Origin of the sequence: Natronosalvus amylolyticus, assembly GCF_024298845.1 — an archaeon.
Taxonomy (GTDB): domain Archaea; phylum Halobacteriota; class Halobacteria; order Halobacteriales; family Natrialbaceae; genus Natronosalvus; species Natronosalvus amylolyticus.
In genome coordinates this window covers 1,371,634-1,390,401 of sequence record NZ_CP101156.1, presented here as the reverse complement: position 1 = coordinate 1,390,401, position 18,768 = coordinate 1,371,634, and the positions used below count along the sequence as shown (strand labels likewise).

The 18,768-nt window shown below is 54.8% G+C and carries 14 protein-coding genes and 1 tRNA gene; 11 read left to right on the top strand and 4 right to left on the bottom strand.

Annotation, left to right across the window (positions count from 1 at the left end; translation table 11 throughout):
* Window positions 1-136: 136 nt before the first annotated feature.
* The 3 genes from NLK60_RS06505 to NLK60_RS06495 all read left to right on the top strand — a co-directional run bounded on the left by NLK60_RS06505 (window position 137) and on the right by NLK60_RS06495 (window position 2,812).
* A complete protein-coding gene (locus tag NLK60_RS06505; RefSeq protein WP_254810073.1) occupies window positions 137-1,372 on the top strand; it encodes a helix-turn-helix transcriptional regulator in 1,236 nt (411 codons plus the stop codon).
* Between the two features lie 94 nt (window positions 1,373-1,466).
* A tRNA-Glu gene (locus NLK60_RS06500) sits at window positions 1,467-1,541 on the top strand.
* Window positions 1,542-1,708: 167 nt separating this feature from the next.
* Entirely contained in the window at window positions 1,709-2,812 is a 1,104-nt protein-coding gene (locus tag NLK60_RS06495) for a tyrosine-type recombinase/integrase (RefSeq protein WP_254810072.1), read from the top strand.
* A gap of 295 nt (window positions 2,813-3,107) precedes the next feature.
* Here the strand turns inward: NLK60_RS06495 and NLK60_RS06490 are convergent, their stop codons facing one another.
* Window positions 3,108-3,620, bottom strand: a complete 513-nt coding sequence (locus tag NLK60_RS06490) for a CPBP family intramembrane glutamic endopeptidase (RefSeq protein WP_254810071.1) — start codon at window positions 3,618-3,620, stop codon at window positions 3,108-3,110.
* 98 nt (window positions 3,621-3,718) lie between these two features.
* Here NLK60_RS06490 and NLK60_RS06485 point away from each other — a divergent pair, with 98 nt between their 5' ends.
* From NLK60_RS06485 to NLK60_RS06460, 6 genes are all read left to right on the top strand, one after another.
* A complete protein-coding gene (locus NLK60_RS06485) occupies window positions 3,719-4,312 on the top strand; it encodes a homing endonuclease associated repeat-containing protein (protein ID WP_254810070.1) in 594 nt (197 codons plus the stop codon).
* A gap of 83 nt (window positions 4,313-4,395) precedes the next feature.
* On the top strand, window positions 4,396-5,382 hold the full coding sequence (locus NLK60_RS06480) for an HNH endonuclease (protein ID WP_254810069.1): 987 nt from the start codon (window positions 4,396-4,398) through the stop codon (window positions 5,380-5,382).
* 101 nt (window positions 5,383-5,483) lie between these two features.
* On the top strand, window positions 5,484-6,461 hold the full coding sequence (locus tag NLK60_RS06475; RefSeq protein ID WP_254810068.1) for a hypothetical protein: 978 nt from the start codon (window positions 5,484-5,486) through the stop codon (window positions 6,459-6,461).
* 625 nt (window positions 6,462-7,086) lie between these two features.
* Window positions 7,087-7,977: a hypothetical protein gene (locus tag NLK60_RS06470; RefSeq protein WP_254810067.1), complete on the top strand. Its 891-nt coding sequence runs from the start codon at window positions 7,087-7,089 to the stop codon at window positions 7,975-7,977.
* A 21-nt stretch (window positions 7,978-7,998) separates the two neighbouring features.
* The gene (locus tag NLK60_RS06465; RefSeq protein ID WP_254810066.1) at window positions 7,999-8,226 is read left to right on the top strand and encodes an HNH endonuclease; all 228 of its coding nucleotides are present in this window, start codon (window positions 7,999-8,001) and stop codon (window positions 8,224-8,226) included.
* Between the two features lie 170 nt (window positions 8,227-8,396).
* Window positions 8,397-9,269, top strand: a complete 873-nt coding sequence (locus NLK60_RS06460) for an HNH endonuclease (RefSeq protein WP_254810065.1) — start codon at window positions 8,397-8,399, stop codon at window positions 9,267-9,269.
* 82 nt (window positions 9,270-9,351) lie between these two features.
* Here NLK60_RS06460 and NLK60_RS06455 read toward each other — a convergent pair whose 3' ends face one another.
* Window positions 9,352-9,852 (bottom strand): DUF7389 domain-containing protein, encoded by a 501-nt coding sequence (locus NLK60_RS06455; protein ID WP_254810064.1) that lies wholly within the window; start codon window positions 9,850-9,852, stop codon window positions 9,352-9,354.
* A gap of 134 nt (window positions 9,853-9,986) precedes the next feature.
* Entirely contained in the window at window positions 9,987-12,122 is a 2,136-nt protein-coding gene (locus NLK60_RS06450; RefSeq protein WP_254810063.1) for an NERD domain-containing protein, read from the bottom strand.
* Between the two features lie 255 nt (window positions 12,123-12,377).
* Here NLK60_RS06450 and NLK60_RS06445 point away from each other — a divergent pair, with 255 nt between their 5' ends.
* Both NLK60_RS06445 and NLK60_RS06440 read left to right on the top strand, forming a co-directional pair.
* Window positions 12,378-12,908: a helix-turn-helix domain-containing protein gene (locus tag NLK60_RS06445; protein ID WP_254810062.1), complete on the top strand. Its 531-nt coding sequence runs from the start codon at window positions 12,378-12,380 to the stop codon at window positions 12,906-12,908.
* Window positions 12,908-13,384, top strand: a complete 477-nt coding sequence (locus NLK60_RS06440) for a toxin-antitoxin system TumE family protein (protein ID WP_254810061.1) — start codon at window positions 12,908-12,910, stop codon at window positions 13,382-13,384. Before NLK60_RS06445 ends, NLK60_RS06440 begins: the two co-directional genes overlap by 1 nt.
* Window positions 13,385-13,566: 182 nt before the next feature.
* Here NLK60_RS06440 and NLK60_RS06435 read toward each other — a convergent pair whose 3' ends face one another.
* Window positions 13,567-18,618 carry a sacsin N-terminal ATP-binding-like domain-containing protein gene (locus NLK60_RS06435; RefSeq protein ID WP_254810060.1) on the bottom strand — a complete coding sequence of 1,684 codons (5,052 nt, stop codon included), beginning with the start codon at window positions 18,616-18,618 and terminating at the stop codon, window positions 13,567-13,569.
* Window positions 18,619-18,768: the final 150 nt, after the last annotated feature.

Here is an 18,768-nt window from a genome sequence, read left to right as displayed (position 1 = left end):
CAGTATGCGAGTGAGCCCTTTGTCCGTATCGACTCGAGAAATAGCGTGTGACCTGTTGTTACACCGTGGTATCGGCTCGCAGACCCTTCGCCACAGTCACAAACTCTTTTAGCAGCGGCGCGTATAGCAGAGACGAATGCACAGGCCGGCACTCACAATAAGCGCTCTCGTGATTTTCCTCACGTTCGGACTCCTCGTGGCGAGCGGACCCATGCTCGCAGCCGACGAGAGTGGTGCCGGCATTGATGTCTCACTCGGCGAGAGTGGGGTTGACGAGTCAAACGACGAACTCGAGGTGACTGGCATGCTCGAGTCATCGACTGAGCGTCACCACCTCGAATCACGGACGTATCTCAATACACGAGAATTTGACACGACGACGTATACGATAACTGTCCACAGTAACGGCGATGCGACCTGGACGTTCCGGCACGAACGGATCCTTTCATCGAGCGACGAAGAATCGCAGTTCGAAGCCTTCGCCGAGGAGTTCGAAGACGAAGAGACCGAACTGTACACCGACTTCGTCAACCAGGCTGAAGCACTCACCGAACTCGGCAGCGACGTCACCGACAGGGAGATGGCCGCCACTGATTTTAATCGGTCGGCCACTATCGAGCAGCGATTTAACACCAGGGGCGTCGTCGAGATGTCCTTTACCTGGGAAGGCTTTGCGGTCGTTTCAGACGACGAAATTATCGTCGGCGACGTTTTCGACGGCGGGTATTACATCACCTCCGAACAGACCCTGGTAATCGAAGCCGACGACGGCCTCACGTTCACCAGTGCCCAACCGGACGGACAGGTAACCGGCGCCTCGCTCGAAGACAGCAACTCGATTACCTGGTCCGGTAGCAAGCAGTTCCTCGATGGACAACCGCGAGTGGTCCTCGAACGATCGGGGTCGTCAGAATCGAGTGGCACATCCAGTTCGCTCAGTGAGAACCTCGGTAACAGCCCCTCGAGCTGGCTCCTTGGGGCTATTCTGGTCGTTTTCATAGCAGCTGTGAGCGTTGGCGTCTATCGATATCGACAGGATTCCTCGAGCGCCCCGGCAACCGAGACCGAATCGGAGAATAAAGCAGTTGCAGCGTCTCCCGATGGACCACAGACAGCTGCCGCCGATCCGATCACCGATGCTGAATTGCTGAGTGACGAAGACCGCGTCGTCTCCCTGATCCGTGAAAACGGTGGCCGAATGAAACAGGTCAACATCGTCGACGAAACCGGCTGGTCGAAATCCAAGGTCAGTATGTTGCTCTCGGAGATGGAATCCGAAGGCACCATCAGCAAGCTTCGGGTTGGCCGGGAGAACATTATCAGTCTTGATGGGTTCGAACCGGAAGCCGCTCGGTCTCCGTTCGAGGAGTGACTCGAGTGTGCGAAAGACGGACACCCCGTGCCCGAAACGGAACGCTTAAACGGTTTTCCCGGCAACCGTAGAACGTAGCACGAACGGCACTACTGCTCCGTTGGTGTAGTCCGGCCAATCATATTGCCCTCTCACGGCAATGACCAGGGTTCGAATCCCTGACGGAGCATCCTTTTCCCGACGCCGTCTCCCGATTTCGAGCCCGTGCTAACCTCACGTAAGCATGAAATCGAAAGGCAATGCGATTGAGATGGTCGGGTCACCCCGACGCAGTACAGCGATTACGACTATTTGCCCTGCAATCCGATTCAAAGGACTCTCTCAGGGGTGGTCAGCATGGATCTAAGCGAGTTCACGCTCGTTCCAGGCCCGACCGAAGACCGACTCGGTGAGCGCCAATTCGTCGATTACCGAACCGAGCGAGCGGACATGGTCAAGTGGCTACTCACGTTCGGAATCGAACCTCAAAAGGCAAATGGCTACGCGGAAAGCACGGTCAAAAATCGGATCTACCGGATGGATCAGTTCTGCCGCTTCGTCTGGGACCAAGAGGGCCAGTACACGACGGCCGTCACGCACGACCACGCGGACGCTTGGATGCAGGAACTGGCCTACGCTGAGTGTAGCGACACCCACCGCGACCTCTGTCAGAAGGCCGTGCGAATGCTGTTCAAATGGCGTGCCCACGAGCGCGGTGGTGAAGCGTGGGAGCCGGAAATTTCGTTCAGTTCGAACGACGGGACGACCACCCCACGTGACTACCTCACTCTCAAGGAACGGAAACTAATCCGCGAAGCAGCACTAGAGTACGGCAGCATCCCCTCGTACAACAACGTCTCGCCGACCGAGCGCCGCGAGATCAAGGCATACCTCGCACAGCGGTTCGAGAAACCGATGGAGGATGTCACCGCTCGTGACTGGGAGCGTGCGAACAGCTGGAAGATCCCGAGTCTCGTCAGTGTCAGCCTTGACGCCGGATTACGGCCAATTGAGGTCGAACGGGCCGTCATCTCGTGGGTCGATCTCGCAAACGGGATCTTGCGCATCCCGATCGAGGATAGTTCCAAGAACGAAGACAACTGGCGCGTAAGTCTCAGCAAGCGGTCAGTCGGGATGCTCGAGCGGTGGCTCGACCAACGAGTGACGTACGATCTGTACGATGGGCGCGATGAGCTGTGGTTAACTCGAGAGGCTAACCCGTACGGATCCGCGTCGCTCCGTCGCATCCTCCATCAGCTGTGTGAGATCGCTGGTATCGAGTACGAGAACCGCCAGATGAGTTGGTATACGATCCGCCACTCGACAGGTACCTACATGACTCGAGAGGAAGACCTGGCAGCCGCACAGACGCAACTTCGACACAAGAGCCCGGAGACGACGATGAAATACGACCAGACGCCAGTTGAAGATCGCCAGGATGCGTTAGATCGGATAGGATAAACCGGCGCTTTTCTGCTATTTTCTTACCATCTGACAAAAATGAGCTGTGAGATACGCGGCAGAATAGAGACGATGATCAGCAGAGAGGTGTCTACGGCAGGGAAACATTAGTTCCGTTTCGACAGTCATTGACGTAAGGACTCGAACTAGGTACCGACTCATCAGACACGATTCCAAACGGTTGAAACGTGTTTGGTTAATCCGTAGACGTTCGCACGGACGTTGAGTGAATCGTCCGTCTGCTGTCTTTGCTGATGAAATCCGTCGACTCCTCCGAATAGTCCATAGCGGCAGATCACTCTGTACCGGACGACTGCGGGGGTGAATGTTGAGTTAATGTCTTCGGTCCGTAGACGAGTACCACTACAACGACTACCAGCAGCGTCAACACTACTGGTAAGAGTCCGCCGATGGGGCCGTGGGGAACGAGTTCACCGCTGAAGTTCCCCGAGAAGTGAAACAGAACTGCTCCGAGAACACTGCGTCCCGTGTTATTGTAGATCCATGTGTAGAGAACTGAGACGAGTATAGCCCCGACCATGAAATCCCAAAACGGGAGCGTCAGCACACCTAAACCGGCCTGGTAGGTGCCCAGCATGAAAAACAATGGGGCGTGCCAAGCGGCCCAAGCGACGCCGAGGATCAGGCTAGCCCCTAACGCGTTCCAGCGCGCCTGTAGCCCGTCGAGTGCGTATCCGCGCCAGCCTAGTTCTTCCGGTATTGGGCCAAACATCAACATGAAAATCGCATACGGGAGGATCGATACCGGGTCGACAGCTAACTCGGCAACTCGCTTCTGATGTCGCACCTGACCGCGTCAGCGACCTGGAAGATCGCCTCCGGCGAGTGCAGGCACGGCGTCATCATCTCGAATCCTCAGACCAGCACCGAGAGCTACTCGACCTCGTGACGACGGCTCGAGAGCATACTGAAACAGGGAACGCAGCGTTTCAAGCGTCGGAGTACGAGGCCGCGCTCGAAGCGTACGAAGAAGCGAACGAATACTACGACGAAGTGGAAACCCTGTACGGACAGTTTTTCGGCGAACTGGCGGCCGATCCCGATCGCTGTGATGTATGTGGATGTATGCTAGACGACGATCTTGTGCCATGGGAGATCGAGATTGATAGTGAAGGCTCACTACAGGTGTGTCCGTCATGTGCCCAGTTTGGACCAGACGGAACGCTACCAGCACCTGATGAGGTGAGGGTTGAACGTCGGTATGTGGAGGAGGACATTGAGAGTATTCGCTCCGGTGATGTTGGGTTGTCGTGGGCGTCAAATAACCCAATATCGTCGAACGAGGCGGATACCCAATCAACTGGTAGTGGACGAGATACACGTCAGATGCTTATCCAGCTGGTCGGTGTTGTGCAACAGGTCGGTCGTGTGCCAACCGCGGCAGAATTGGATACTGACACTGACTTTGGGTGCCTTGAGTACGAAGACGAGTTCGGTGGAATTGAGGAGGCGTTACGGGAAGCGGGTTTCGACGTCTGAGCAGTCTAACCCCGTTAACGGGGTTCAGAGTCAAAGAATTTGGCGGGGAAAGAATCATGCTTTCACTCTGTCACTGTTTCTATATGCCACCAGACCGCCTCCGCAGCATCGTCCCAATGTTCGGCGGGGCGACAAACTATGTCGACACCTTGGACGCAATCCTCGAGTTTGTCGACGATTATAATCCGACAACTAACGAATTCGTCGGCTGGCACCGCGGGTCGTTTGCGAACGTTTCGAGCAGGGATTCGATCATGCGCCGAGTCAGTTATCTCCAGCAGGTTGGCTTGCTCGAATCTGACGGTGACCACTGGTATCTCGCAACTGCCGGCCACAAGTACATCCAGGATCAAACCACAGAGACGCTACTGCGCATCATGTGCGACCGAAACGTTGGCCTTCGAAGCCTTCTCTATGCGCTCTCTGCGGCACCGATGACGATCAAAGAGATCAGCGACCAGCAGTTGAATACGCATCCTGAACTCGGTTGGAGCTCTGGCGAGACGGATATGGCGAAACAACGGGCGAACTGGCTCCGGAGTATGGGCCTCGTCAAGAAAGAAGGCAACTTCTTCGATATCACCAGTGAAGGGCGACAGTTCGTCCAGGGCGCTGTTGAGGATTGTGCTGATTCAGATTGGACGCCGGCAACGGACGGTGCTGAGGCGAGTGCTGGGACGTACGTGACAACGATTCATTCTCGCGTGGTTGATCCTGAGTTCCGGGCGACGGTGATTTCGCGTCATGACCGGATGTGCCCGATCTCGGGTGTTGATCACCCTGGGCTACTGGACGTGGCGCACGTGTTATCGTGGAGTGAGTACCCGGAGTATCGTGCGGATTTGACGAACGTGCTGGCGTTGAGTAAGACACATCACGCTGCGTTCGATCGTGGACTCTTCACTATCGACCAGGACTACCGGTTGCACGTGAATCCGGCGTTCGAGACGCAAAGCGAGTTGCTGCAGCGAACGATTATTGAGCAAGATGGTGAGCGAGTTGCGCTTCTCAAAGAGAGTCTGAACCCGGAGTACCTCGCACAACATAACGCGGCACTCGCGTGGGTGTAGATGAATTGAGAAAGGAGTGGGGTAGTAGACGATGTTCTTGTGGCTCCTTTTGTTGGTCACCCAAAAGATAATCACTTCCAGAAAATTAGTTGTGCATAGAAATGGATGGGCCCGTGCGTATTTCTGACGACCTCCTTGAAGCAATCGATGACTATCGAACAGAAGGTGAAACACTCGGGGAGGCTATTGAGCGGATGGCCGGCGAATTTGGACTCCTTCCGTCCGACCTTTCGACAGTCGCTGATCTTCGAACTGCGTTGAGAACACGGTACAATGACCGTGACCGGGTATCTCGAACGCTCGAAGTACTTCGCTTGGTGTATACGGGGCAAGAACAGACAGGTACGATCGGCGTTCCGCACACCGATATTGGCTTGGAGTACAGCAAAGCGATTAACACGCTTCGGCAACTCGATTTAGTTCAGAAACATGAATACACCGGGAAGTACGAGTTTGGGTACCGGACGAGTGACACTGGGACATACATCGGGTCGAAACTAGTTCACGAATTCATTAAAGACCGCAAGGACGCCCTTCAACGCATTATTGGTGATTATCCTGAACCGTTACTGCGTTACTTCCTCAATTTCGGATTCACCGAGACTGATCTCAAGTACCTTTCTACTCGGCAGGCACCACTACCAGCGTCGTATTCGCCGCTCATTGAGGACGAGCGAATCCAGAACCCGTACGAGGAGTTTTTGGATCGCCTCGTTGATATCGGTGTTGCGGTAAGGCACTCTGATGATCAATTCACTGTTCTTCCACCAGAATTCAAGAGATTTCTTGAGAAGCGCAACCTCGGAACGATCGATGATGCGAAACGACTTGAGATTGCGATGGCAGTAAAAACGTACGCCGCTGGGAACGTTGAGTCTCGAGAACGGTTGCTTGAGTTATTAGTGACCGCCAGGGAGTTTGACTTGAGAGAACAACTCACGGCGTTCCATCGGGAAGGACTGACCTCTGAGTACCGAGATCAAGACACGGCTCCGTTCACAATAACTGACAGTGATCGACTCGAAACTCGTCTTGATCAGGACATTGCAGACATCGTTGCTACAGCTAACTCGGCTTGATCCCAAATACGTATGACTCTCGCTAATGTCACACCGGTTGCTGTCTCGTTGGATCCTGGGAATCCTGTTTCAGTGACAGTGCCGGCCGGAATACACCTGTTGTGGTGGTGTCGACTTACCCCAAGCGTAGACGATCTTGACCTTTCAGAGACTCATCGACGTGTAGAGCAAGGTCAGCGGATTGACCCTCTTCTCAGTTCATTAACGGCGAGTGTAATCGTTGAGGATGAACCTGTTCACTTGGTCACGGAACTCGTCAGACCTGATGGGAATCCAGAAATTGGTTGTTGGAATATTACGGATCCGCTCTCAGTGGGCAGGTACGACGCTACAGTCACTTTGGCTATCGATTCTGACAGCCCTGATGCGCTTCCGCCGTACATTACGCAGCCGAGTGGTACTCCCATCAGTTGGGATGACGATTCGATGGTTACAGCAACCATTGAACTCTCCGTTGTTGACGTAGAAGCGGAGTCGTTCGATCAGGGAACAGATCCGTTTTGGGGAGACCGGGACGTGTACATTGCCGAATCACGGTAGCCCTGCTGCTAACACAATCACCAGTGACCAAAACACTCGAACCACCTCTCATAAGCAAACCCCCTCCCTCTCAAACAGTACACCAATGACTTCAAACGACGTCAATACGCTGTACGAGTATCAGTGCCCGTTTACCGGAGTCTGTGACCACTGCGCGGATGAGCGAGCGCTCTTCTATCAGACAGAAGCTGGTGAACGCTTGTGCAATAACTGCAAAACACCCATTCTCGACGAACTTCGAGACCGAGGATTAGGATTCGAAGCCATCGATGTTATTGAGAACGACCCGGATTGCCAGTCGTCCGAGACGATCACAGACGAGTCTGAGTCTGGCGACGCTCACATCACCGAACACTTGCACGAAATCACCCCGAAACAGGGGCTGCGAGAAGACCAGTACGAACTCGAATACGATCGAGTGAACTGGGATACTGTTAGTCGATCAGAAACAGTCGGCGAAGACGACATCATTACCTCTGGTCGGTATTCTCACTTCGAGATCGATGCAACAGGGTTCGACGCGATGCGGATTTACCTCGACATTGACGCGCAAGAAAACGCGGCATATCTGACCGATGAGGCTGTCTACGTGTACAACCACATCGTGAGTAATAGTTCTGGATCAGGGTTCGGTGTGTGCGAACGCGAACTGGAACGAGCGGCCGCTACTGCCCTTTGTGAACTCTCCCTCAAGGGGAAAATCGAGGGGCTGAAACCAGCAGATCAACGACCGCCGCCCAGAGAGACACTGCTTGAGCAAGTAGAGCTCAGTGACCAAATCGAGTCCATTACCATTACCTCCGAACAGGAGTCTGACGAAGAGTATGTCGTCTACGCCGTGCCTGCGACGCTCGACGTTACTGAAGCGCAACTACTGGACGAGTTGCGAACCAGTTACGATATCACCTATTCGCAACCGGATCGTGTCGTAATTGTTGAACACGAAGAAGAAATTCCAGACACCAGGCGTGAGTGAGTACCTGGAGGGCAGGCGGATTTGACGAACGTGCTCCCGCTGAGTAAGACGCATCACGTTGCGTTCGACCGTGACCTGTTCACGATCGATCGGGACTACCGACTGCACGTGAACCCGTCGTTCGAGACGCAAAGCGAGTTGCTGCAGCGAACGATTATCGAGCAAGATGGTGAACGAGTCGCGCTTCCGGATGAGAGCCTGAAACCGGAGTACCTTGCGCAGCATAATGCGGCGCTCGCGTGGGTGTAGAGATCAAGGGAATTTGACGAGGTGACGTGGCGCAGTCGTATGTATAATGAGCTTGAATTGTAGTCGAGCAGGGAACAGACCAGTCTATTAATCTAATCAATAGAAAGTTGCGCAAACGAGGACAACACAGTTTATTTGTATAATTGAAAAATTACTTCTATCAGAGCAACATGCCCCCTGAGCTGCAACGCGAACCGGAACATCGGCTCCCGCTGGGAATGACTGTAATTGATTCTGATGCTGGGTATGATCGTTATATTGTGGTGGGTCACCCTGACGAGACTTGTGGTGAATTTCCAGTTTCAGGTACAGGCAAGACTGTTGCAGATTTCAACGAGGCTTACGATGAGGAAACCTCAGTTATTCAAGTGGTTGCGAAGGAGGCGCTTGATGGGAACGTGGATGATTGGACAAGGATTTCATTGGCGGATCTTCAATCGGAAGCAACTGCTGCTGGATTGAAAGTATATTCGTACCCTTCCGAGCGATTGAAGTCCACGTTTTCACATGTGCCAAATCGAGTAGAGACGCACCGTGATCTCATCTGTTACCAGTATGCTCGACTCACGCATCTAGCTTCAACAATTGATCATCCAGACCAATTCAAAGGCTGGTTGCTGTGGACCAAATACAATGAGCTAACTAGTGGTGAGATCACGATGTCGTCGGCACTCAAAGAGAACCAGTACCAATTGAAGGAAAATCTTGGCTACTGCACGTACTGTAACCGAGAATCTGAAACTACGTTCGATCACATCATTCCACGTGACGCTGGAGGGGCTGATGACATTAGCAACATGGTCCCTGCATGTAAGTCATGCAACTCCAGTAAGAGTAATAAGAATATCATAGATTGGCATCAGGAACATGGGTTTCCAATCGATCGTGTCGTCGTTGGGAAATACTTAAAACTCAAATGGAATGAATGTGAGGAAGCCGATTTACTGAACCAAGAAATCCCCATTTCACTCCGTAACCGGTGGGAAGGACTTGAAATTGCACGCAGAATTGATCAAGCACTCACGATGCATCCCGACAGGTAATTTGAGTAGACTGCGGATACAGCTGGTGAACTAAACCTAAATACCACTGATCTGTGAGGATGATAGTAGCCTAGAGTGGTGGTCAGTCCTTATCCAAGCGATAGTTCCGAACAAGCGGTTCAATTTCGTTTGAAATGACGTCGGCATCAACTTCGGTCCAGCCGCTAGTTGGCACGTCTTTACTGAAATTTATTTTGATACCGGGAATTTCGCTGTTCTCTACGCTGTTTTTGGAGACAAGCGGAGCAATTTTGTTAAAGACGATTTGTTTCGGGACGGGAATCCAACCACCTAATCGAGAACCGTTTCCGAGATAAACCTTTGAAACTTCGGGTTCACTTGGCTCTGGACTGGTAATATCTGAATCATTGTCTTGTTCTTCAGCGTTTTTTACAGTCCGTGCATCTTGCATTCGTTTTTCCAATAACTGATTTAGCCGATGAGATTCGTTCTCGGCTTCGTCGAGATCGCTGTATACGGCTTGTACAATGACCTCATCTTCATCCCGGGTACCGGTTCCTCTCCGTGATTTGATCCGGACAGATATGTTGCCGTTTTCCATCTCAGTCACGTTCGGAGACATGTTGACTGTAGATTATCAGGGGATCTGTAATAACGTGTTGGCTATTTGTGATCGACAACCGACCCTATCAGTTGTTTATAATAAGCACGAGGTCAGTATCGGAACAGTATACTAATCAAGATCGAATACCGGGTTTAGTCAGTAAAATCAAATAGCTCTGGAGTTTCAAGGTTTGGGTCCTCTTCTAGTTCGTGATCTAATTTCTTGGGGTCGGGGATTTCGAACGTGATTTCGGGGTTGGGGCGTGAGACGGCTGCAGAGACGCGTTTTGCTTCTTCCAGTATAGTGACGCCTTCGCTTTCGACGCCGGTAACTGTACACCAGGTGCGCGATCGGGTGATGCCAACGAAAGCCTCGTTGCGACGGTGGACGGCGCTGTCTCGGTATTCCGGGTCTTGGATGTTCTCAAGTCCTACGAGGTACACAGAAGCTGCTTCGTTGCCCTTTGCTCGATGGATTCCGGATACGGTGACTGCGCCATCCGTAGCGAACACCTTCGGATCGTCAAGCCAGACGCAGTTCACGTCGTGACCGTGTTGTTCGAGCTGGTTTCGAAGGAGAACGTGGCCGATATCTCGGTGTCGAGAGCCAGGCACAATTACCAGTATCTGTTCTGGTTGCAATCCGGTCTCGATATCCTGGTTGATCTGCTTTGCAACCCAGTTCAGCTCTGCCATTTTTGTCGGGAATGATTTTGTCTGGACGAATGGCTTGGCTTCTGGGACATCATGTAACGGGTGTGGGGAGTTCTCACTTGGTCTACGAATCGTTGCCTCTTGACCGATCTCTCTGAAGTCACCCTCGACGTCGTACCCGAGAGCGTCCCAGCCGTCACCTCTCGTAATCGTCTGGATCGGTCCGTCAGTCGATTTGAGACCCATACCGAGGGCGTGACCGGCCATCAACACTGATCTAGGTGAGCGGTAGGCCTGTCGCATAATATGGCTTTTCTGGACACCACGGGCGTACGAGCCTCGCAAATCAAGAACCGGCTCGCCGTCATCAGTAGTGCCGAAAATATTGGTTGGACTCGGTGCGGTCAGGTTAGAGAGACTCTGTGCTTCATCGTATGCCCAGACAAGCCGCTGGTTCTCGTCGAGTGCTTCGAGACAGAGATTGAAGAAATTCGATCCAAAATCCTGTGCTTCATCGATAAAGATTGCATCGTAGAGCTGTGGAACGTCCGCTTCGTCGAGCAGTTCTTCGCAGCATGCGTCGAACACGTCTTCTCGATCCGGGAACGCGTTGGATGCCCCATGCCACGTTCGAGGCTTTCGGTTAGCTGCTGTTGCAAGATTATAGTAGATCCCGTTACCGGATTCTTGACCGCCCCACGCGTGAAGGACGGAGAGTTTCTCCCAGTTGGGTTGGTCGTTGGCGAAGCGCTGGTAGAACCGTTCAACGAGCGTTGTCAGTTGTTCGTACAGGCTCTTTGTCTGGAAGGTAATCGCAATATCCATTTCAGGGTGTCTTTGGTGCGTCCGTGCGGCTTTCATCGCTAGCAGAACGGTCTTTCCTGACCCGGCGATGCCGCGGATCTGCTGTGGCCCTGGTGGGACGAGCATCCCGATTTCTTGTTGTTGCTGGTCGAGTCCGCGAAGCCCGTTGGTCACACGTTCATACAGTTCGCCTTTCAACGTCGGGTTCGCGGGTGGGTCAGTTCGACCACCGCTGATCGATTGGCCGCAACTGAGGACGTCGCGTGCGGCTTCGTACTCCTCATCAGTAAGAGGGTCGAACGTCCGAACGTTTTCGAGCGCGTCGCGTAACGCAACAGGCGTCAAATCGTCACTTAGGAGCGTTCGCGGTGCAGCCGGGCCGTTGAACCCACGGTCTTCCCATTCTGCTCTCGTGATATTCGGGAGTGCGACGAACGTATTCGCCGGAACGCGACACCCATCAAGATCGGACAGTGCCGGTTCACTCGTGAAGAATCGACGCAAGAACAGCGCTTGATTCCGAGCCTGTTGGTGTGGTGTAGACCGCGAGTAACGCATATTCCGCAGGTGCCACGTATGGCCTTCGATACGGTCGATATGACGGTTCGTATAGCCTTTCACTTCAATAACGAGCAGTCCGAGTTCCTGATGCAAAATTACGATATCTGGCTCGTGATCGAACTTATCTCCCCCTTTGTCGACGATCGGATACTGGTGGTACGCGACACCGTTTTCGCTACCGTCGAAGGCTTGTTTGAGTCGTTCCCACGCCTCCAACTCTGCGTCAGCTCCAGCGGCGTCCGTATCCGCAGTCGTCGGGAGAAATTCCATGCGGATACTGGTCAGTAGAGATGTATATTTGTTCTTGCCCAATTTCAAGGAGCGGTCTCTTCAAGAGATCGCATTGGACAGCGAAAACGCCCTCACAATCCTGGTCGAGAGGAGAGGTGCAGTATTCCATCAACCGGTCTAGAGTAAGGAAAGCCGCTCATTGGCTCTTAGGCGTACTGATATGCAGCCGACAGCCCGGGCAGGTAAGAATAGCATCCCGAAGAGTGATATACTCATGTTCCGTACGTTGATTTGATGCCAGAATCTGCCCCAGCGTTCGAGGATGTGAACGAGCGCGCCAAAGAGGACTGGAAACGTGATACCAGCCCGTTCGACCGTGTGCGGTCAGTGATGCGCACGGCGTACGAGCCCATGAGCGCGGCGACCGTTGCCGAAAACGCCCTTACGTCGGAGCAGACTGCCCGCAAGCATCTTCGCTCGCTTGTCGAACACGGCTACGTGGCAGAGACCGCGTCACCAGACTCGACGGGGACGCTGTATCAGCGGTCCACGGACTCGCTCGCCCTCGAACAGGCTCGACGTATCCTCGACGAGACGGACACCGAGACGCTCTCGACACGCGTTCTGGAGATGCGCGAGGAGCTTCGAGAGTTCGGCGACCGGTTCGGCGCTAACTCGCCCGATGACGCCGTCCGATCCCAATCGAATATCGACACAGAGACGCTCCTGGAGTGGCGAACGACGCGGCGGAACCTCGCATTCGCTGAGGTGGCGCTCGCGCTCAGCGCGGTCGAAAACCCCACTGGTGCCGCAGAAAAAGTCTGATGCAATTCGACAATGGAGACGGCGACTCTCACGCACTTCGAGGCACTATCGACGTGACGAAACTCGATGCGTTCCGAGATGCGTTCAGCGCCATCGAACCGATGGCCTCAGGCGAGATCGATGACCGACTCAACCCCCGAGAACTCCGGCTCACGATACCGTATGGCGTCGGAGAAGCAGATACAACCATATTCACGGTTCGATGGACGACGGTGGGCGACTACAATATTCACTACTCGGATACGTCCGGACGCAACCTCCGGTGGGATATCCACCCTCACGACTTTTCAGCACCGCCCGACGACCGACACTTCCACCCGCCACCAGACGCGTCAAGCGCGGATACCCAGGTAGAGGCATCGTGTCTCAGGGAACCCTCAGTTGACATCGTTGCCCGAGCAATTCACCTCTTATGGCGACAGGCACTTGACGAGGGGGCGATGACAAACATTAACGCCGGAACGAACCAACCCTGACCGGGCTCAGTACAGTGTATCAGTACTCAGTGATCTGACCCTGATTCATAACTTCTCCATTAACACGGGGGAACCCAAAGTTACGAAAATCGCCCCGATTATCGAGGACTGATACTAGCCAGTGAATCGATTTACACTTCCAGGACGAGTGAGGGGTGGCTAGGGAGGTTGTCACGGTACTTCTACTCGTCCCATTCGACGGGACGCTCGATGATCAGGTCGTCGTCAAGGTCGAAGCTTCGGAGGTCGAGTTGGACTTCACGCTCGCGGCGTTCGCGTCGGTGTTTAGTCAGTGTCTCGAATGGTCGCGGGATCTCCAGCAGCGTTGCATCGCCGCTTTTCCCTACGCGGATGTTGCGGGCCACGTAGAGGTAGTAACGGTCTGCGAGTGTGCTTCCGGCGGCTTTCCACTCGTTCCATGAGAGTGAGGGTTTGCGCGTCTTGAGCCCCGACGTTTTAAGCTCGATACACCGGTCGATTCTGGGTTCGTCATCCTCTCCGGTTGCGATGGTCAGTACGTCAAAGCCTGGCCAGTCGGTGGCGAACGGGTTTTCGTCCTCGGAGAGCCCAGCTTCCGTGAGGAAGTTGTCGATCGCCTGTTTGACGAGATCAGGGTCTCCTTTCGCGTTGACTGGTTCCTTGATTTCAGAGTCCCCCTTCGCTTCTCCGTACGTTTCCGGTGTACTCACGTCCCAGACTTTTGTCTCGGGGTTTGGCTCGTCGTTCTGTCGAAGGCGATCGCCCTCGGACTCAATTGTGAGCGCCATTCCGAAGTCATCGATTTTGGTTCGATACTCTTGCGAGGCAGGTGTTGCGCCCGACCCAGAACTATTCCTCTGTCGTTGTACGGTCTTCGTCTGGTCGGTGGTATTCACAGATGTCGTCCGCGGCGACTCGGGTTCGTAGATTCTGCTCTCGCCGATTCGGGTGAGTTTCTCTACATCGGGTACGCGGTTCGATCTACTCGCAGACCCCGAGTCGGCTTGCTCAGTCGTATTCAAGTCGCGCTCCACGCTGATGGACGTGTCCGACTGGTTCGACGTATCACGGTCTGTCTTCTCGGACTCCTCGTACACGATTTCCGTTCCTCCTTCGTCTTCGAAGAGTTGACTTCGAGCAACATCGAACTGGCCGTCGTGCATACCGTTCCCGAGTATGCGAAGCCGGTCGAGTAGGGTTGCTTCTGGCGACGACTCTCCGAACGCGTGCTCGATGAGGTTGTACACTCCTTCGTAGTACTGCGGGATGTCGAGATAATCCGTGTAAGCCCGGGCGACCGCATCGACGAATTCCCTGTCGGGTAGTGATCCGTCGATCAGGACCGCAGATTTTGTCCCTCCATCTCCCCGGGTAATGTGGTACGGTTGTGGACGCGTGTCAGTCTCGAACTGTGCTGCCGGTTCTGTCGTTGTCAGTTCCAATTCGAGTCCGTCGACGATCTCGAGTTGCTGGTAGAAGCGTCGTGTGTTGCTTGTGTCTTGGTCGACTGCGGCTGCGGAAGGCCGGTCTGACCGGAGGCGCAAGAGAAGCGCAACGAGAACCGTTTCAATCCACCCCTCGTCGATCGTGGTCCCGTTCACGTTCGCAGGGATCCCGATGTCGTCGCCTGGGCAAGGCATCTTGGTAACCACAGCCGCCGTGTCTGTAGCGCTCAGGAGCGTTCCGAAGCGCGCGGCTTCAGGCTTGAAGAGGACAATGTGTGGCAGGCCCAGGTTCCTGTATCGCTGGCGGTCGGTGTGTGACCTGACGAAGTACGACTCTGATGCTGGGTAGAACTCGTACGAGTCGCCGTCTCGGCAAAGGATCGAAGCTGTGTCGAGTCCTGTTTGTTCAGGGCGCCACTCCGGATCAGCAATGCGTTCAGCTTGGAGTCCTGGAAGAAGTTCTGCAACTCGTGTGTAGATGAGTTCTACCTCGCCTGCGAAGCGGCCCGGTTCGACTGAGGCGTTCTGCAGATGATCGTGGACGCGTAAGAGTACACACTCGACGTCGTCAGGGGAGAACTGTTCTTGTTCGAGCTGCGTTCCGATGCCCAGTGCTGAGGTGAACGCGTCGGTTGTGTCTGTCCCAGTGTCGGTCGGATGGAACCCTTTCACGAAGGGGAGTAGGGACCTGTTGCCGTCGAGTTGCAGACTGAATCGCTCGCGGTCGCTCGACGGAAGGAGCCACGCACGCGGTGGTGCTACCGTCCCCTGACTCGTCGGGACCCAGTCGTGTTGTTGTAGTTGCCACACCCAGAGGTTCACTCCTGCGGCCCGTCGTTCCTTTGAGCGGAAGAAGTACGACCGGTTCGAGCCGCGCCACCGGTTATTGGTGAACTCTGCGGCCAAGCCATGCTGGTGTCGTCTGAGTTCCGTGTCCCACCACGTTGCGAGGTGATTCAGGAGGCGTGTCCCAACAGACTCGTCAGCCGCTGCGGCCGAGAGAATTTCCTCGGCGTATTCGAGCGGGTTTATTTGGTAGAGATAGCCGTGGTCCTTTACGTCCAGTTCCGGGTCAACGTTGTCCAGGAGGTGTTCTCGATACGTTGCCCATTCGTCGTCGGAGAGGCCGCTGTAGCGTGGGTCGACGGGGGTTGTTGTCTCGTCTGACGCGGCGAGGTCGTCTGCTGGGGCGATCGCTGATCGCGGCGGTTGCTGGAAGCCTTTCGTTTTCCGGTACCGATGCCGTGTCGATGCGTCCGGCGCGAAAAGCGGGAGCGGACGGACGTGTTCGGCGACACCGAGCCATCGGAAGAACGCTACCCACTCCTCGATTTCCGCGGTGTCCGACGCTTCGAGGTCGAACCACTTCAGCGGGGGAAGGAACCACGGGTCGAACCTGTCTGTGTCGCTCTGTTCGTTGACGTCGGTGAGTAGCGGTTCGATCTGAGCGTTGTTAGGTCTGTCCAGTGGCTCTTGCCAGTCCTGTGGGACGTAGACGCGGTGTGCGGGTTGCCACTCGATTTTACCTCCGTTCAGCGGGACGGCAGGGATCGGGAGTTTCGAGAGGTCGAAAAATGAGCGCCGTGAAGAGCGATACAGGAGTGGTTTCGTCGGATCACGGTCGTTCTCGGGTGATCTGACTGCTGCCAACTTCCGGATCGTTGCCAGCGTCTCAGTCGTTTCGAGAGGCGCAGTATCGACGTCCCGTGAGTTCGGTCCGGGGATCCACGGACGGATCGCCGCGTCGAACACGCGCTCGAATGAGAAGGATTCGATTCGCCAAATACTCTCCAGTTCGGAACGGAAACCAGTCGGCAGAGCCGCTTTCCGGAGTTCCGGTGCGGCGTTGGGATCGGTCCCGTGGTAAAGTTCGCGTGCGAGGAACGCGAGCGTCGGCAAGCTGTCGCGTGCAACGTCTTCCTCGGGCGGCAGGAATAACGACTGATCGCAGGTTCGTGTTCGGACCGCTACTCGTGTCTCGTTTGCGTCGGTACTGGTTCCGGTTGGGAACAGTTGTGTGGATCGGCAGGCGGCGTCGAACGCGTCGCGCTCATCGTCAGACTCCAGGGTCTTGCGGACTTCGACGAGGTGGACGAGGATCGGGTCAATCCAGAGGCGTGCAGCGTTCTCGGTGTCTCCTTCCGCATCACCGGACTCATTTGACTCTGCTTGCTCCGTCGGTTGGTCGGTGCTGTACTCGCGGAGCGGCGGGTTCGCACTGGCTTCATCGAGGCTTCGTGGAATTGCTTCAGGTGGCAACCGCGTTGCACCGAGTGCTTCGAGTGTATTGGTCGTGTGATACGTTAAGAGATCGGCTGCCGGGAGGTATTTGGACTCGGCACCATCTGTAACGTGTTCGTGGTTAAGGAGTTCGGCGAACGCTGTCCCCAGCCCGTCGGTCTCCGCGGCCGTATGAGGAAGGCCGAGTTCTGTAATTGTTCGGGGCGCCTCACCACGGTGTGGAGGGACAAACGGGACGGTAGAGATTCGTTCCGTGAACGTCTCGAACAGACAGTGTTCAACGGACCCGGGTGTGAACGACCACTCACGCGCGCCGCCGAGGGAGGGATCCAGTGTTGCGAGGAACTCTGCTGGTGTCGTCGCCGACACATCGATGAAAGGAACGACTGTTTCCGCGAGGAGTCCGCCGAGTTCGGCGAACAGGGCGGCGTTGAACTGGCCATCGTACCCTCGCTCGTCGTTGTGGTCGAGTGTAAGGTTACGACGTGAGGTATCTGATTGAAACGTCCCAGTGATGAGCGCGGGGATCGGACTCCGTTCCTTCGTCGGGAGGAAGACGTGCATGTGCGGTGGTTGGTCATCTGTTTCGCCGTAAACAGGAGCCAATCGCCAATCCGCGGGATTCGTTGAAGGGTTCTTACAAGTAGGCTCCGCGATGAAGCCTACACCGACTGAGAGTTTCCCCATCGTGTCGACTTCGACTTTGCTCAAGTTCGATTGCTCAATGATAGCGGTTCGATCGATTTCATCGGTTTCGAAAACAACGAACGACTGCGTATCTTGCTCTGTTCTTCCGGGAGTGGTCGTCTCTCGCGTCAAGTGTACGAGTGACGCGTCTGGATAATCGCTGATAGTTTCGCGGTCAACACGCCACGTTCGCTCCCACCCTGAACAGTCAATTTGAATGCGATTCAACTCCGGCAAGAGCGCGACCGTGTTTTCGCCAAGCGCACGTAGTTTCCGTTCGATCCTCTCGCACAGGTTTTCCGGATCGCGGAGGGGGAACTCGAAGACAGTCGTATACCCCTCGTCGAGGAGGTTTTGCACCGCTGAGGATGGAGTGGCCTCATTCGGTAGTCCCAGCACAGGGACATCGGATGCAGCGAGCCCGTCCGGAAACGCCTCCCGGATATCAGGCTCTGCACTGAGAATCTCCGCTGTTTGTTCTCTGTCAAACCGTGCGGCAACCGATGGCGAGAAGACGGCGGGTCGGTCGGTGATCCCTAAAACCGAGGTGAAGCCCCGGCCTTTGTGCCCGATCGAAGTATCGCCTGCTTTCGTCGTCCGCGTGGTCAAGGTGAGTGCGTAGAGATCGTCGATGGTAAACGCGGCACCGTTGTTCGCCACGAGGAGCGCGTTTTCGGAGAGTTCAAACCGAACGTCCGGGTCAGGCGTATTCCCCATCTCGTCGACGGCGTTCTGGAGTAGTTCGAAAATAAAGCGACCATCGTAATCCGCTCGGTCTTGACGCTCGGTCCCCGCATCAGATTCGATCCGATCCGGGTTACTCCGATAAGTGCCGAGATGCGTCTTTTGGATGTCCTCTATCGACGCATGAGTGGACGACATACCGTTTACGGTCTGTCCATACCCACTTATTCCTGTTGACCTGTCAATAGACACGGTACGAGGCTCCATTCAGTTTCGCGGGACGACGGCGTTCGAATACGGCCTTATCGATCCTATTAGAAACTCTGATGTTCACTTTCACCCTGGTTG

Coding starts and splice junctions, on each gene's coding strand:
- NLK60_RS06505 (WP_254810073.1), top strand. CDS start 137: ATGCACAGGCCGGCACTCACAATAAGCGCTCTCGTGATTTTCCTCACG.
- NLK60_RS06495 (WP_254810072.1), top strand. CDS start 1,709: ATGGATCTAAGCGAGTTCACGCTCGTTCCAGGCCCGACCGAAGACCGA.
- NLK60_RS06480 (WP_254810069.1), top strand. CDS start 4,396: ATGCCACCAGACCGCCTCCGCAGCATCGTCCCAATGTTCGGCGGGGCG.
- NLK60_RS06475 (WP_254810068.1), top strand. CDS start 5,484: ATGGATGGGCCCGTGCGTATTTCTGACGACCTCCTTGAAGCAATCGAT.
- NLK60_RS06470 (WP_254810067.1), top strand. CDS start 7,087: ATGACTTCAAACGACGTCAATACGCTGTACGAGTATCAGTGCCCGTTT.
- NLK60_RS06460 (WP_254810065.1), top strand. CDS start 8,397: ATGCCCCCTGAGCTGCAACGCGAACCGGAACATCGGCTCCCGCTGGGA.
- NLK60_RS06455 (WP_254810064.1), bottom strand. CDS start 9,852: ATGTCTCCGAACGTGACTGAGATGGAAAACGGCAACATATCTGTCCGG.
- NLK60_RS06450 (WP_254810063.1), bottom strand. CDS start 12,122: ATGGAATTTCTCCCGACGACTGCGGATACGGACGCCGCTGGAGCTGAC.
- NLK60_RS06445 (WP_254810062.1), top strand. CDS start 12,378: ATGCCAGAATCTGCCCCAGCGTTCGAGGATGTGAACGAGCGCGCCAAA.
- NLK60_RS06440 (WP_254810061.1), top strand. CDS start 12,908: ATGCAATTCGACAATGGAGACGGCGACTCTCACGCACTTCGAGGCACT.
- NLK60_RS06435 (WP_254810060.1), bottom strand. CDS start 18,618: ATGTCGTCCACTCATGCGTCGATAGAGGACATCCAAAAGACGCATCTC.